17 protein-coding genes are annotated in these 14868 nt (G+C 63.8%); 5 read left to right on the top strand and 12 right to left on the bottom strand.

Features of this window, described 5'->3' with window-relative positions:
• Nucleotides 1-25: 25 nt before the first annotated feature.
• The 3 genes from fahA to FFS45_RS17785 all read right to left on the bottom strand — a co-directional run bounded on the left by fahA (nt 26) and on the right by FFS45_RS17785 (nt 4211).
• A complete protein-coding gene (fahA, locus tag FFS45_RS17795) occupies nt 26-1336 on the bottom strand; it encodes a fumarylacetoacetase (protein WP_137955933.1) in 1311 nt (436 codons plus the stop codon).
• The gene (gene hmgA / locus FFS45_RS17790) at nt 1333-2715 is read right to left on the bottom strand and encodes a homogentisate 1,2-dioxygenase (protein ID WP_137955932.1); all 1383 of its coding nucleotides are present in this window, start codon (nt 2713-2715) and stop codon (nt 1333-1335) included. Before hmgA ends, fahA begins: the two co-directional genes overlap by 4 nt.
• Nucleotides 2716-2855: 140 nt before the next feature.
• Entirely contained in the window at nt 2856-4211 is a 1356-nt protein-coding gene (locus FFS45_RS17785; RefSeq protein WP_137955931.1) for an MFS transporter, read from the bottom strand.
• A 240-nt stretch (nt 4212-4451) separates the two neighbouring features.
• Here FFS45_RS17785 and FFS45_RS17780 point away from each other — a divergent pair, with 240 nt between their 5' ends.
• On the top strand, nt 4452-5276 hold the full coding sequence (locus FFS45_RS17780) for an EAL domain-containing protein (RefSeq protein WP_137955930.1): 825 nt from the start codon (nt 4452-4454) through the stop codon (nt 5274-5276).
• A gap of 100 nt (nt 5277-5376) precedes the next feature.
• Here FFS45_RS17780 and FFS45_RS17775 read toward each other — a convergent pair whose 3' ends face one another.
• Nucleotides 5377-6162, bottom strand: coding sequence for an IclR family transcriptional regulator (locus FFS45_RS17775; protein WP_137955957.1), 786 nt, complete (start codon nt 6160-6162; stop codon nt 5377-5379).
• A gap of 103 nt (nt 6163-6265) precedes the next feature.
• Between FFS45_RS17775 and FFS45_RS17770 the strand changes: the two genes are divergently transcribed.
• Complete coding sequence (locus tag FFS45_RS17770) at nt 6266-7456, top strand: acyl-CoA dehydrogenase (protein ID WP_137955929.1); 1191 nt, start codon at nt 6266-6268, stop codon at nt 7454-7456.
• Nucleotides 7457-7630: 174 nt separating this feature from the next.
• On the opposite strand, the gene FFS45_RS17765 is transcribed toward FFS45_RS17770, so the two are convergent.
• On the bottom strand, nt 7631-8269 hold the full coding sequence (locus FFS45_RS17765) for a peroxiredoxin (RefSeq protein WP_137955928.1): 639 nt from the start codon (nt 8267-8269) through the stop codon (nt 7631-7633).
• A gap of 338 nt (nt 8270-8607) precedes the next feature.
• Between FFS45_RS17765 and FFS45_RS17760 the strand changes: the two genes are divergently transcribed.
• The 3 genes from FFS45_RS17760 (at nt 8608) to FFS45_RS17750 (ending at nt 9957) form a co-directional block, all read left to right on the top strand.
• Nucleotides 8608-8910, top strand: coding sequence for a DUF883 family protein (locus FFS45_RS17760; RefSeq protein WP_008919742.1), 303 nt, complete (start codon nt 8608-8610; stop codon nt 8908-8910).
• 114 nt (nt 8911-9024) lie between these two features.
• A complete protein-coding gene (locus FFS45_RS17755) occupies nt 9025-9411 on the top strand; it encodes a phage holin family protein (protein WP_137955927.1) in 387 nt (128 codons plus the stop codon).
• 81 nt (nt 9412-9492) lie between these two features.
• The gene (locus FFS45_RS17750; protein WP_137955926.1) at nt 9493-9957 is read left to right on the top strand and encodes a DUF3318 domain-containing protein; all 465 of its coding nucleotides are present in this window, start codon (nt 9493-9495) and stop codon (nt 9955-9957) included.
• Between the two features lie 44 nt (nt 9958-10001).
• Here the strand turns inward: FFS45_RS17750 and FFS45_RS17745 are convergent, their stop codons facing one another.
• The 7 genes from FFS45_RS17745 to glyA all read right to left on the bottom strand — a co-directional run bounded on the left by FFS45_RS17745 (nt 10002) and on the right by glyA (nt 14693).
• Nucleotides 10002-10445, bottom strand: coding sequence for a type IV pilin protein (locus tag FFS45_RS17745; protein ID WP_137955925.1), 444 nt, complete (start codon nt 10443-10445; stop codon nt 10002-10004).
• A gap of 12 nt (nt 10446-10457) precedes the next feature.
• On the bottom strand, nt 10458-10892 hold the full coding sequence (locus FFS45_RS17740) for a pilus assembly protein (RefSeq protein WP_137955924.1): 435 nt from the start codon (nt 10890-10892) through the stop codon (nt 10458-10460).
• A 125-nt stretch (nt 10893-11017) separates the two neighbouring features.
• Nucleotides 11018-11827, bottom strand: coding sequence for a PilW family protein (locus FFS45_RS17735; RefSeq protein WP_137955923.1), 810 nt, complete (start codon nt 11825-11827; stop codon nt 11018-11020).
• Nucleotides 11824-12246: a hypothetical protein gene (locus FFS45_RS17730; RefSeq protein ID WP_137955922.1), complete on the bottom strand. Its 423-nt coding sequence runs from the start codon at nt 12244-12246 to the stop codon at nt 11824-11826. The genes FFS45_RS17735 and FFS45_RS17730 overlap by 4 nt, the downstream gene beginning before the upstream one ends.
• Nucleotides 12243-12803, bottom strand: a complete 561-nt coding sequence (locus FFS45_RS17725) for a GspH/FimT family pseudopilin (protein ID WP_137955921.1) — start codon at nt 12801-12803, stop codon at nt 12243-12245. Before FFS45_RS17725 ends, FFS45_RS17730 begins: the two co-directional genes overlap by 4 nt.
• A gap of 156 nt (nt 12804-12959) precedes the next feature.
• On the bottom strand, nt 12960-13442 hold the full coding sequence (gene nrdR / locus FFS45_RS17720) for a transcriptional regulator NrdR (RefSeq protein WP_137955920.1): 483 nt from the start codon (nt 13440-13442) through the stop codon (nt 12960-12962).
• Nucleotides 13443-13445: 3 nt separating this feature from the next.
• Nucleotides 13446-14693 carry a serine hydroxymethyltransferase gene (glyA, locus tag FFS45_RS17715; RefSeq protein ID WP_137955919.1) on the bottom strand — a complete coding sequence of 416 codons (1248 nt, stop codon included), beginning with the start codon at nt 14691-14693 and terminating at the stop codon, nt 13446-13448.
• Nucleotides 14694-14868 lie beyond the last annotated feature (175 nt).

Raw genomic sequence — 14868 nt, 5'->3', positions numbered from 1 at the left:
GCTGTGCAGCCACGCCCTCATTGCCTTACTTGTGCGCCGGCAAAATCTCGCCCACGCATGGGCCAAAGCCGACCCGATAGCCGTCGCCCTGACACCATCCGGCAAGCGTCAGCTCATCGCCATCCTCAATAAAGGCGCGCGTTCCGCCTTCCTTCAACTCGAGCTGATTCTTGCCGTTCCAGGTCAGTTCCAGCAGGCTGCCGTAGGAGTCTTCGGCCGGGCCGCTGATTGTCCCCGAGCCCATCAGGTCGCCCGCTCTCGCGTCGCAGCCGGACACCGTGTGGTGCGCGAGTTGCTGTGCCATCGTCCAGTACATATGCCGGAAGTTGGTGCGCGAGATGGTGGTTGCCTGCTGCGCGTGCTGAGGCCGCAGTCTGACTTCGAGCGCAATGTCGAACGCGTGCGCGCCGTCATGCCGCAGATACGCAAGCGGCTGCGGCTCCTGCACCGGTTGCGCGACGCGGAACGGTTCGAGCGCATCGAGCGTGACGATCCACGGCGAAATGGTGGTGGCAAAGCCCTTCGAATTGAACGGCCCGAGCGGCACATATTCCCATTGCTGGATGTCGCGCGCACTCCAGTCGTTGAGCAGCACCATGCCGAAGATGTGTTCTTCGGCGTCGGCGCACGCAATCGGCTCGCCAAGCGCGTTGCCGCGTCCGACGATAAAGCCGGTCTCCAGTTCGATATCCAGCTTGCGGCACGCACCGAACACCGGGCGTTCCTGATCGGGCAGCTTCAACTGCCCGTTCGGGCGCCGCACCGGTGTGCCGCTCACCACGACCGATGACGCCCGGCCGTTGTAGCCGATCGGCATTTCGGACCAGTTCGGCAACAACGCATTCTTAGGATCACGGAACATCGAACCGACGTTCGTCGCGTGCTCCTTCGACGAATAGAAATCCGTGTAGCCGGGAATCTGCACCGGCAGGTGCAGCGTCGCGCCGGCCTGCGGCACCAGCGCGCGTTCGCGCAAGCCGGCGTCATCGCGCAGCGTGGCGGTGTCGCGGGCAAGCAGGCTGCTCAACTGGATGCGCACGCTACGCCAGGCTTCGCGTCCAAGCGCGATGAAATCGTTGAGCGTGCCGCGCGAGAACACGTGCTCGCTGGCCGCCCCGCCGGCGAGGCGCAGCAGACCGGCGGCCTGCAAAACCGCCAGATCGGCAATGCAGTCGCCTATCGCCACACCCACACGCGGCGCGGCATGGCGTGCGTCGCTGAAAATGCCGAACGGCAGGTTCTGGATCGAAAAATCGCAGGCAGGATCGTTCGCGGCTTCGATCCAGCTTTTGCGCGACGCGTCGAGCGTCGCCTGAAGATCGCTCGATGCGTTCATCGTTGCTCCGGGTTGAAGTGTTTCTTGAGGCCTTGCCAGCACTCGTAGTAATGCGCCTGCAGTTGCGCTGTTTCGAGCGCGAAGCGGGTCGGCCTGATCAGCGTGCGGGTTTCGAACATGAAGGCCATCGTGTCGCCGACCTTGTGCGGCTTCGAGGTGTCGCTGTGCGAGGCTTTCTCGAAGGTGTCCGCATCCGGGCCATGGCCCGTCATGCAGTTATGCAGGCTCGCGCCGCCCGGCATAAAGCCCTCGGCCTTGGCATCGTAGACGCCGTGCACGAGACCCATGAATTCGCTCGCCACGTTGCGGTGGAACCAGGGCGGGCGGAAGGTGTCCTCGGCGGCCAGCCAGCGCGGCGGGAAGATCACAAAGTCAATCGTGTCGACGCCCGGCGTGTCGCTCGGCGAATGCAGCACGAGGAAGATCGACGGATCGGGATGATCGAAGCTGATCGAGCCGATCGTATTGAAGCGGCGCAGGTCGTACTTGTAGGGTGCATAGTTGCCGTGCCACGCGACCACATCGAGCGGCGAATGGCCGATGTCCGCGCGCCACAGGTTGCCGTTGAGCTTCGCCACCAGTTCGAAGGCGCCCTCGCGATCTTCGTACGCGGCATGCGGCGTCAAAAAATCACGCGGATTGGCAAGGCCGTTCGAACCGATGGGCCCCAGATCCGGCAGACGCAACAGCGCGCCGAAGTTCTCGCAGATGTAGCCGCGTGCCGTACCGTCGGGCAGCGAAACGGCGAAGCGCACGCCGCGCGGGATCACCGCGATCTCGAACGGCTCGACGTCGATCAGCCCGAATTCGGTTGCGATGTGCAGGCGGCCTTCCTGCGGCACGATCAGCAGCTCGCCGTCGGCGCTGTAGAAGAAGCGGTCCTGCATCGAACGGTTCGCGGCGTACAGATGAATCGCGCAGCCGTTCATCGCTTCGGCCGAACCGTTGCCGGCCATGGTCACCCAGCCGTCGATGAAATCGGTCGGCTCCGTGGGCATCGGCAGCGGGTCCCAGCGTAGCTGGTTCGGCGGTGTCGGCGGCACCTCGTGGAAGTTCGCCACCAGCCGGTGCGAGGGCAGCGCGGTGAACGGCTGATGCACCGCCGCCGGCCTGATCCGGTACAGCCAGGAACGGCGGTTGTGACTGCGCGGCGCGGTAAAGGCCGTGCCCGACAGTTGCTCGGCGTACAGCCCGTACGCTGCACGCTGCGGCGAGTTGCGGCCCTGCGGTAGCGCGCCTGGCAATGCCTCCGTGGCGAACTCGTTGGCAAAACCCGATTGATAGCCGGGCTCGGTGTCGGGCCGTGCGCGGTGCGCTACCGGGTGCCCCGCGGGGTCCGGCGCTGCGGGATTCGCAGGCTTGCGTGTGGTGGTATCCATCCAGATTCTCCGTTGAAACAGTGGCCGAGCCTGGGCCGCTTTTGGCCGGATTCTGTCCAGCTTTTGGCCCTCTGCCCGGCCCCTCGTTGGCCCCTCGTTGGCCCCTCTTCGGCCGCTTCTGAGCCGTCCTCAGGCAACTCTCAAACCGTTTGCGCCGATCTGCTGTCACGTTGCCGGGTCGCACCTGCCAGCGCCAGCACCAGCAGCGCCGAGCACAACACCGGGACCGCCGCCGCATGAAACAGCGATGCGTTCGACCAGTTGAGCGCAATCAGTTGTCCGCCGACCAGCGGCCCGATCACCGAACCGATCCGGCCGATGCCGAGGCTCCAGCCAATGCCGGTCGAGCGCAGCGTGGTCGGATAGAAATGGCCGGCGAGCGCATTCACGGCAGGCTGGCCGCCGACCACGCAGAAACCGCCGGCGAACACGACGACCAGCAGCCACGGCAGTGCGTGCGCAAGCGTGCCGATCATGCCCACCGTAATGGCAGCGCCCACGAAGCACACGAACAGCACGCGCACAAAGCCAAAGCGTTCGATAAACCAGCCCAGCAGCAGCGTGCCCACTACGCCGCCGGTCTGCAGCACCGTACCGACGATCACCGCCGTGGCAGGTGTATAGCCGGCCTCATGCATGACGGTGGGCAGCCAGTTCGAGAGGAAATACAGGTCGATCAGGTTCATGAAACTGATGGCCCAGAGGATCAGCGTAACCGGCGTGCGACCGGCACGGAACAGTTCCGCAACCGGCGCCCCGCCGCCCGCCTTCTCGCGCACGACAAGTCGCGTATCGGCGCTGACCGGCAGGCTCGGGTCGAAGCGGCCGAGCCAGCGCAAGGCGCGCTCATGACGGCCCTTCAGCACGAGGAACTGCAGCGATTCCGGCAGCGCCACCAGCATCGCGAAAGCGAGCAGCAGCGGCACCGTGCCGCCGACCCAGAACACCGCGCGCCAGCCGAACGACGGAATCAGCGCCGCGCTAATGAAGCCGCCCAGCGCAGCGCCGAGCGTAAAGCCGCACGACACCAGCATCATCCGCTTGACGCGGTGCGCGGTGCTCGAGAATTCGCCGACCAGAGCCATGGCGTTCGGCATGATGCAGCCCAGCCCCAGGCCGGTGATGAAGCGCAGCGTGAGCAGCGCCGGAATCGTCGTCACGAACGGCGTTGCCAGCATGGCCAGCGCGAAGAACAGCGTCGCGCCGATCAGCACCGGGCGCCGGCCAACCTTGTCGGCCAGCACCGACAGCCCCAGCGCCCCCAGCAGCATGCCGAACAGGCTCGCGCTGAACACGGGGCCAAGCGCCGCCTTCGACACATGCCATTCACCGATCACGCTTGGTGCGACATAGCCCATCGCTTGCGCGTCAAAGCCGTCGATCACAAGACACAGGCCGCACAGCAATAGCAGCATCAACTGAAAAGCCGGGTGGTGCGTTTCGCCGAGCACGCGCTCGACTTCAATCACCTTGCCGGACCCAGGTTGGGTGTTCATCGAGTCGTCTCCTCGTCCTGATCGGCGCGAACGAATTCGCCATCGCAGTCCGCTTTGCGATTTACGAATAGTAAAACAAATTACGTATAGTGAAATTAACGTTAACCCTGCGTCTCCGTACGAACCCCGATATCGTTATCAGCAATTAGTTCATGTAAGCGCGGTGCGGACTGCTAACATCGATAGATGCGGCTACACGCCGCGCTTCGATGCGCGAACCACGCGCCACGACACTCATTCATGATCCCGCAGACCGTTCCCCAACTCGTCGCCCGTGCTGCCGAACACCCGTTTCTCGGCGAACATCTGACGTTGGGCGAAGGTATCCATCACGACAGCGCCATCGCCCGCGTCGACGGGTTCGAACTCGCCAGCGCCTACGAGCCGATCTTCGATATCAGCGTGCATGCGCTTGCCCAGTCGCTGTCTTCGGCGCCGGACAGCGCCGAGCGGTTCGGGGATGAACTGGGATTCCAGGCCGTGACGCTGCGCCTCGACGGCGAACCCTTCGACCCGTTCGACCGCGTCGAAGACGACCCGAAACTGGTGGCGCTGGATCGCATGTCGCGTGCGCTGCATGCGATCAATTTCTTCGGCGCGCAACGTCACGGACTGCTGTTCCTGCGAGTCCATGAGCGCTTGCTGAAGAGCGTGAAGTACGATCATGGCCGGCACTTTTCCACCGTGCTGGTTTCGTTCGGACTCAATCCGTCGCGGATCGTGATTGAACTGCCGGCCGCCGCGGTCGCGCACCGCACCTTCCTCGGCTATCTGACCAAGAGCTATCAACGCTATGGGTTCAAGGTGGCGGGCAATCTGCCGAACGCCGGCCAGATTCTCTCGGTGTCGGACATGGCGCGGCTCGACTTCATCAAGATGGATGCGGGCCTTGCGTTGCGCGATGCGATGGTCAAGCCGCTAGTGGGCTATGCGAACCGCTTGCGGATTCCGTTGATCTTCAACCGGGTGGCGAGCGAGGCGCAGTTCGACTTGCTGCAGCAGTACGACGTGCGCTTCGTGCAGGGGCCGCTGTTTGCGGTGCATAGCCATCATGGGGCGGTGTGAGGGTTTAGGGGAGCGCCTGGCCGCGAGGGCGCGGCTGGGGACGCTTGGCTAGCCACGCCTGGCCGGGGCCGCCTGGCCCCAGGAGCGCAGTGGCTACCGCCTAGCCCGTGTCGCCTAACCGGCGCGCCAGCGCCTTCAGACGCGGACCGACATTCTCGCGAAACACCTCTTCGCCCATCGACGACGCCGGTCCGCTGCAACTGAGCACCAGCCAGCGCCCTTCGCGCGGCTCGCGAAACGGCACGGCGACCGCGTTCACATCGTCGTGCCAGTCACGGAACGAATAGCAGCAGCGTTCCCGCGCAAACGCCGCGATCTCCTTTTCTGCATCCGCCACCAGCACGCCACCCTCCTTGCCGGCAGCCTTCTTCAACTCGGCGAGCAAGGCCGCGCGCATATCGGGCGCTTGCACCGCCAGATAGGCACGCCCCATTGAACTGGTGAGCATGGACAGCTTCGACCCCGAGGCAAGCCCAAGCGTGAGCGCCGTCTCGCTGCGGATCGTCTCCAGATACATCATGTCGAGCCCGTCCCGGCAACCCAGCGATACAGCCGCACCCACCTCGCGTGCGAGCGTGCGCATGTGCGGCCGTGCGAGTTCGAGCGTGTCGGTGCCCGACAGCAGCGCAAAGCCAAGTGACAGCACCCCCGCGTCGAGCGCATATTTGCCTAGCGTCTCGTCCAGACGCAGATACCCCAGCACCGTCAGCGTATAAGCCAGGCGGTTGACCGTGGCCTTGGGCAAACCCGTGCGTTCGACGAAATCGCGATTGCCGAGCATCGTCTCGCCGGGCCGGAACGCGCGCAGCAGGTCAAGGCCGCGAGCGAGCGCGACCACAAATTTACGCTCGTCGAGCGGATCGAGTGGAGTAGATGCAGGCGTCATAGGGTGGTACACTCAAGACTCATTTGCAAAACATTGTTCCGCATAGCGGAATTCAAGTCAAGCATTTCAAGTCAGACGAGATTCGATTCAGGAGATACGCATCATGGCCGACGCCGCGCAGTTTCACTGGGAAGATCCGCTGTTGCTCGATCAGCAACTCACCGAAGAAGAGCGCATGGTGCGCGACGCCGCCACTGCCTATGCGCAAGACCGGCTGCAGCCGCGCGTGCTGGAAGCGTTCCGCCATGAGAAGACCGACATCGAGATCTTCCGCGAAATGGGTGAACTCGGCCTGCTCGGGCCAACCATTCCGGAGGAATACGGCGGTCCGGGGCTGAACTATGTCAGCTACGGGCTGATCGCGCGTGAGGTGGAGCGCGTCGATTCCGGCTACCGCTCGATGATGTCGGTGCAGTCGTCGCTGGTGATGGTGCCGATCTACGAATTCGGCTCGGATGCGCAAAAGGCGAAGTACCTGCCGAAGCTCGCCACCGGCGAATGGATTGGCTGCTTCGGCCTGACCGAGCCGAACCACGGCTCCGATCCGGGCAGCATGGTCACGCGGGCGAAAAAGGTGGACGGCGGCTTCTCGCTGTCGGGCGCGAAGATGTGGATCACCAACTCGCCGATCGCCGACGTCTTCGTCGTCTGGGCCAAGCTTGAAGAAAACGGCAAGGACACGATTCGCGGCTTCATCCTCGAGAAGGGCTGGAAAGGCCTGTCCGCGCCGACGATTCACAGCAAGGTGGGCCTGCGTGCCTCGATCACCGGCGAAATCGTGCTGGACGAAGTGTTCGTGCCGGAAGAGAACATGCTGCCCAAGGTGAGCGGCCTCAAAGGCCCGTTCACCTGCCTCAACTCGGCGCGCTACGGCATCGCCTGGGGCGCGCTGGGCGCGGCTGAGGCTTGCTGGCATACGGCGCGCCAGTACGTGCTGGATCGCAAGCAGTTCGGCCGGCCGCTCGCCGCCAACCAGCTGATCCAGAAGAAGCTTGCCGACATGCAGACCGAAATCACGCTCGGCCTGCAAGGCGTGCTGCGCCTCGGCCGCATGAAGGACGAAGGCACCGCGGCGGTCGAGATCACCTCGATCATGAAGCGCAACTCATGCGGCAAGGCGCTCGATATTGCGCGGCTCGCCCGCGACATGCTCGGCGGCAATGGCATCTCGGATGAATTCGGCATCGCCCGGCATCTGGTGAACCTGGAAGTGGTGAACACCTATGAAGGCACGCACGATATTCACGCGCTGATTCTCGGCCGCGCGCAAACGGGGATTCAGGCTTTCTTCTGATTGTGGCGGTTGATTATGCCCGCTGATCGTCCCGGCTGAACGGCCGGCCACCGTGAGTGTCGAGACACGGTGCGGTTTGTGCCCGGCTTCTTCGGCCTGGCCGCTCTTCGGGTGATGAAACGCAAAAGGCCAACCGCGTGCGGTTGGCCTTTTGCATTGCTGAAGCGCTTTAGCTTACTTGTTCGGCTGCGGCGTCAAACGCAGATACGGGCGCAGCGCCTTGTAGCCCTTCGGGAATTTCTGCTTGATCACTTCCTCGTCCTTCAGCGACGGCACGATCACCACGTCGTCACCGTGCTTCCAGTTGCCCGGCGTGGCAACCTGGTAGTTATCGGTAAGCTGGAGCGAGTCGATCACGCGCAGCACTTCGTCGAAGTTGCGGCCCGTGCTGGCCGGATACGTAATGGTCAGGCGCACCTTCTTCTTCGGATCGATCACGAACAGCGAGCGGACTGTGAACGTCTCGCTCGCATTCGGATGGATCATGTCGTACAGCTCGGAGACCTTGCGGTCGCCATCGGCGAGGATCGGGAATCCGACGCTGGCGGCCTGCGTCTCGTTGATGTCCTTGATCCATTCCTTATGCGATTCCGTGCTGTCCACCGACAGGGCGATCGTCTTCACATTGCGCTTCTCGAATTCGCCGGCGAGCTTGGCGGTCAGGCCAAGCTCAGTGGTGCAAACAGGCGTGAAGTCCGCCGGATGCGAGAACAGCACGCCCCAGCTATCGCCCAGCCATTCATGGAACTTGATGCGGCCAACGCTCGAATCCTGTTCGAAATCCGGTGCGATATCGCCAAGACGTAGACTCATGATGCAGCTCCTTAGTGTGTTTGGACGGTCCGCTCAGGGTCGCCCCTGCGGCACCCCGCAAATTTAGAGCATACGGGAGCGCACGTACACCACGAACGAACATCGCGTCAGAACTTTATGAGTTTTTGTAATTTTCGTCGGAATGGAGGAAACTTTGCGGGACAGATCAACTCCATCATGATCCGGGTTTGCCATGTGATGGCCAATGCGGGGCCCCAGGGCAGCCGCGAATCGGCCGGGAATGGTTCATGCGTTTGTTTGAGCATACCTGCTGCGCTCGCCACCTGGCGTTTCTTTGGTTACGATTCACGCATGCCATACCAAGATGGGAGCTGTAAATGTCGGAAGTCAACAAGGAGAGATTGATGTCGGATATCAAAACCGTCCTCGCGGACGCTGAAGACCTGCTGAAACAGGCCGCGAGCGCCACCGGCGAACGCGCTTCCGAACTGCGTGAAACGGCGCTGACGCGCCTGAAACAGGCCAAGGAAAAGGCCGCTGACGTGCAGGTTGTCGTGGTCGAGAAGGGCAAGAAGGCCGCCCGTGCAACGGATGACTACGTGCACGAGCATCCTTGGGCTTCCATCGGCATTGCCGCCGGTGTGGGTGTCCTGGTCGGCCTGCTGATCAATCGCAAGTAAAAATGGCCGGTATCGCCGGGGGCTTTGCCCGGCATGCCGCTCACACGGGTTGACCGGCGCCTGTCTGGCCGGTCCGCTTCTTCTGGCGCATTTCACGCGCAACGCGCTCAAGCCATGACGATCGACAATCAATCGCAACGCGCGGAACACAGTCCCTTGCGCCGCCTCCTCAGTTCCGTGTTCTCGATTCTGCAGACGCGGCTTGAACTGCTCGGCATTGAGCTGGCCGAGGAAAAAGAACGCCTGCTGGCCGTGCTGTTTCTGGGACTTGCCGCGATGATGCTGGCCACCATGGCCTTGATCGCACTCACGGCGCTGGTCGCCATCGCTTTTTGGGACACCTATCGCTGGCAGGCGCTGGCCGGCATTACTGCCGTCTACGCGATCGCCGCGGTGATCTGCGGGCTGAAAGCGCGCAGCGGTTTGCACAGCGCACCCATGGTGTTCGAAGCAACGCTTGCCGAATTCGAGAAGGACCGCGAGATCTTCCACAAACGGTGACACGGGCCCTCTCCGGCCACTTTGACCGCTTCGGCCACCTGCACCGTTCGCCCTCCCGACCACCCTTGCCGCTGACACACCATGAGCTCTAGCCACTCCGATACCGCTTTTCGCAACCGGCGCCCTCCTTCGCGAGACCTCAGCGCGCCGCATCTGCGCGCCTTGCGCAAGGAGTTGTTGCTGGTGCGCGCGGACGTCGAGCGCATGGAACTTGCGCAGGCCACCCTCGAATTGCGTCAGGCGGTCACGCACTTCAGCTGGCTCAAGTTCATCGTGCCGGGTCTTGCCGGCATGCGCTGGCGCAAGGCCAGCGCCGCCAGCGCCGGGATTGGCGCGCTGCTCAAGGAATATCCGCTGATCAGCTCGATTGCTTCGCTGCTGCTCGCCAAGCCGCTGCGGGCAACTGTCGCAGCCAGCGCAAAACCCGTGCTGAAGTGGGGCAGTCTTGCTCTCGCCGCGTGGGAGGCGTATCGCATCTGGCAGCAGATGAAGAATGATTCGCGCCGCGCGGCGAGCGATGCGGCGGATGACGATAGCGAAGGCTGAGCCTCTCGGCGTGCTTCGCGGCGTACTTCGCGGCGTGGACTTGCTCATTTTGTGCTCCAGCAAAGGTCTGAGTCTGGCGCTGCCGCACCGTCCATGGGGCGATTCGTGCGCAAGCCGGTGGCGTCGAGTATGAAGATGCCGCATGGGTCGTCGTGCATCGGTCCCGTCTCCAAGGGGCGCGCCTCGACGGCGTAACCGCCGTTTTTTTCGTCAGCGGGAAGCGCCTGCAGCCGGTAGACCGGCGTACCGAACGGCGGCGCCTGATCGAGTCCGGCCGGCAACGAACTGACCTCTCCCGAAGTGCCTGCCTCCATGAATTGCGCAGCACGATAGAGCGCCGACGCGGCGTCGATCCGATGCGAACGGGCAACGTGCCCGCGGTAAGACGGCACCGCGTAGACCACCAGTATTGCGGCGATCGCCAAGGCGATGATCAGCTCAAGGAGCGTGAACGCGGCAAGCCGCGGCTTTGAGCGTTGCGACCTCATGCCGATGCGCCTTTAAAACGGCCGTGCGGCGACGCGCCGCCAATGCCGCTCGATCTTCTGCCCATCCACGACCAGCTCCAGTTGCAACCACGCCTGCGATTCCTGCGTGCGGCCGAATCCTCGTGCCGTGAGCAGGTAGGCCCGCGCCTCAGGTCTGGTGCTCAAGCGCCATGCCTCCACCATGCATTGCGGCGCAGCGACCGAGCCCGGCCACTGGGCGATCGGCGCAAAGGCGTTGGCGGCGAAGGTCTGCTCGAGTTTCCATCCGCTCGGCTCGGCAGCGACTCCCGCCACGGCCGGGGCCGTACCGGCGATGGCCGAGCGGGCGCATAGCGTCAGCGCCAAATCGGCGGCATGGAAGGCTTGCACGGCATCCTGGGCGTTCGCCGTGGCACGGGCTGCCGATAGTGAGGCTTCGAACCAGGCAGCCGAGGTGACCAGCATCATGGATGAGATCAGCAGCACGATTGGCAGGGCCGCGCCTCGGGTGAGACCGGCACGCGGCGCTCGGCGGACTGGGGGCGGCCGCGGGACTCGCGCCGCAAGATTCCTCGGTCCCGCAGTACATGTCGTCATGACGCATCCGCCTCGTTGTTCCGGATCGCCACATGACGCCAGAATGCCCGCCGCATGCGCATGTCCGTTGCCGTCAGGTTCGCGCCGTCGCAATCGACGTAACGCGAGCGCCGTCCTTGTGGCGCGCCGCGCACCAGCACGCAGAGATCCACCGCGATCACGTTCGCCCACTGGCTGGCCGCGACGGCAGAGGCATCGAGCGCGGTCTGCGCCCCAGCGAGCCAGTACCTGACACGCAACCGCTCGACGCCCTCGACCAGCGGCTGCGCTGTGCCGGATTTGCCATTGCCGTCGCAGTACAACTCAGACTCGCCGGTCGAACCGCTAAGCTTCGCGTAGTAGCGGTTGACGATCAACACACCTCCCGCGCCGAACGCTGAAGTGCCTGCGCTCACCGCCTGGCCCAGACAATCGGTCGGCTGGCCGCTGGACGATGCCCATGTCGAAACGTTGTCGCCGACGTAGCGGATTGCGATGCCATCCGAGCGGCTTGTCAGCGTTTCGCATGCGAGGTTTTCATCGGCGCCCGTGGGCCGCGCGGACGAACATCCGAACAGCGTTGGCGTTGACTGCGACTGAGACGCGTCGGCCGGGACGAACCCGGTCATCTGGATCTGCTGGCCGATCAGCGTGAGTGCCGCGAGACCTGCTTCGCGCACCTGAAGAGTGTCTGCGTCCCGCCCGAACGCCGCGCGTTGCGCGCGATATAGCGAAACGGTGCCGACGGTCACGACAAGCCCCAGCGCCAAGGCAATGACCAGTTCGACCAGGGTATGGCCGCGCGCACGAGTGATGCCCTGGTTCATTTGACAAACGCCACAGCAATGCACGCCAATCCGGCAGCGACCGGCAGATCGCCGCACACGTCAGACTTTGCTGTTGCGGGCTCGGGCACTGGCAGGCTTCTCACAGCCGACCACAACACGCGGGCAAACGAGACGCCGGCGCCGCGCTCGCTAGCGGACGCCTCACCCTGCGGCAACAGACTCGCCGCGCGGGCGCTCCACTGCCGTAAAGCGGCATCGCCGCCCGGCGCACGCGAACTTTCAGCGACAGCGTCAGCGAGGAAAGCCGCCTGTTCGCGCAGCGCCGCGGCGCGCGTCTCGCGAGCGATCCACAACTGCGTTGCCATCAGGCCGAGAGCCGTAACAGCCGTCAATGCCACCGCCAGCATCACCTCGATCAGCGATGCGCCGCACGCCTGTCCGCACCTCGTGGCTATCATGACGCCACCCCGCAGGCGCCTTCGGAGATGCGCGGCCGCCCACCCGCGGCAATGCGGATACAACGGCGCCACGGTTCACCCTGAGTAGCGCGAGAAGGAAAGTGCGGCGCGATATCGAAGCTGCGGAAGCTACCGATCAACTGCCCTGCCGGCGGCGTGAAGGTCAGGTTCGTCTGCGTCCCGACGATACTGACCGCCCCGAGTTCAGCCTGAGCGCGCAATACCATGGGCGTTCCGCTGCGATCAACCATCACCGCCCAACCGCACGACCAGTCGGCAACCCCAGCGCGGCACGCTTGCCCCGAGGCCAGGCAGCGGCGCGCCGCATCCACCCGGCACACGGTCACGCGCGCCCCGCGCCTGACCGCTTCACTGCGCGCGTAGGAGAGCGTCGAAAGCAGCGCGCTGGCGCGTGCATCCACCTGGTCACGCACGTGCCACGCAACCAGCGATGGCGCACTCATGACAGCGATCACCGCCAATAGGGCGACCACCACCAGGGTTTCGATCAGCGTGAAACCGCCGCCGTCATGCGGCAAAACAACCTCGTGTTTCATCTGCATTCCTTAGCTTCGAAAGAATGCGATCAATTTACTGAAGCGGAACCGGGTCGACAATCGGCCGAACGGCCAGGTAGCGGACGAGCGGCGTCACCCGCAACAATGTCGGCGTAACGGCTACAGGGAGAAATGACGATGCTAGTGCGTGAACTATCAGCGCTTGCGGGACGGCTTGGGCGGCGTGGCCGCGCGGCGAAACTCTTCGATGACGTCTTCGAATTCGGATACGTCCTCGAAACGGCGATACACCGAAGCAAAGCGGACGTAGGCAATCGTGTCGAGCTCACGCAACTCGTTCATCACGAGTTCGCCGAGGCGTTCGCTGCGCACTTCGCGCTCGCCACTGCCCAGCAACTGGTATTCGATGCGGGCGACGGCCGCGTCGATCGCGTCTGCCGCAACCGGGCGCTTGCGCAGCGCCAGTTGCATGCTCGCGACGATCTTGCGGCGATCGAATTCGGTGCGGCTGCCATCCTTCTTGACGACCGACGGCAACGCCAGCTCGACCCGCTCATACGTCGTAAAACGTTTGTCGCAGGCCGGGCAACGGCGGCGCCGGCGAATTGCGGCGCCGTCTTCGGATACGCGGGAATCCACAACCTGCGTATCGTCGTGCCGGCAGAAGGGGCAGCGCATCGCTTACTTGTAGACCGGGAAACGCTTGGTCAGATCGGCAACCTGCGCGCGAACGCGTTCGATAGTCGCTGCGTCTTCCGGGTTGTCCAGCACGTCGGCGATCAGGTTGCCCACCTGCTCCGCTTCCTTCGCGCCAAAACCGCGCGTGGTCATGGCAGGCGAACCGAGACGCACGCCGCTCGTAACGAACGGCTTTTCCGGATCGTTCGGAATGGCGTTCTTGTTGACCGTGATATGGGCTGCGCCCAGCGCCGCCTCGGCTGCCTTGCCGGTGATGTGCTTGGCGCGCAGGTCCACCAGCATCACGTGGCTTTCGGTACGGCCCGAGACGATGCGCAGACCGCGCTTCACGAGCGTTTCAGCCAGCACGCGGGCGTTTTCCACGACCTTTTGCTGGTATTCCTTGAATTCCGGCGAGAGCGCTTCCTTGAACGCAACGGCCTTGCCGGCGATGACGTGCATCAGCGGACCACCCTGGATGCCCGGGAAGATAGCCGAATTGATCTGCTTCTCGAATTCGGCCTTCATCAGGATCACGCCGCCGCGCGGGCCGCGCAGGCTCTTGTGGGTCGTGGTGGTCACGAAGTCTGCGTGCGGCACCGGGTTCGGGTAGACACCCGCGGCGATCAGACCGGCGTAGTGCGCCATGTCGACCATCAGGTACGCGCCGACCGACTTGGCGATCTGCGACAGACGCTCGAAATCGATGCGCAGCGCAAACGCCGAAGCGCCCGCCACGATCATCTTCGGCTTGTGTTCCTGGGCAAGCTTCTCAGTCGCGTCGTAGTCGATGTCTTCCGCTTCGTTCAGGCCGTAGCTGACGACGTTGAACCACTTGCCCGACATGTTGACGGGCGAACCGTGCGTAAGGTGGCCGCCGTGCGCAAGGCTCATGCCCATGATGGTGTCGCCCGGCTTGAGCATGGCGAAGAACACGCCCTGGTTGGCCTGCGAACCCGAATTCGGCTGCACGTTCGCCGCTTCCGCGCCAAACAGTTCCTTCACGCGGTCGATAGCAAGCTGCTCGACGATGTCCACGTATTCGCAGCCGCCGTAGTAGCGCTTGCCCGGATAGCCTTCGGCGTACTTGTTGGTGAGCTGCGAGCCTTGCGCCGCCATGACGGCCGGGCTCGTGTAGTTTTCCGATGCAATCAGTTCGATGTGGTCTTCCTGACGGCGGTTTTCCTGCTCGATCGCCTTCCAGAGTTCGGGATCGACGTTGGCGATGGTGCTTTGGGCTCTGTCAAACATACGGGTTCCGTTGAGTGTATTCAGGTTGACCGGGTCGTGCGCCGAATTTCATGCAGAAAGCGTAGTGGGTACGCAGCGCTGCTGGCGGCTGGGCCAGCCCTGACGTGGCGAGTAAAGATGCGCCGCACACGCGAGGCAGGACAGCCACCGGCGGCGCAATTGACTGCGCGCGGAT

Origin of the sequence: Burkholderia sp. 4M9327F10 (genome assembly GCF_005503145.1) — a bacterium.
GTDB lineage: Bacteria > Pseudomonadota > Gammaproteobacteria > Burkholderiales > Burkholderiaceae > Paraburkholderia.
Note: the sequence above shows the minus strand (reverse complement) of the source record. Positions and strands in the feature narration are given on the sequence as shown.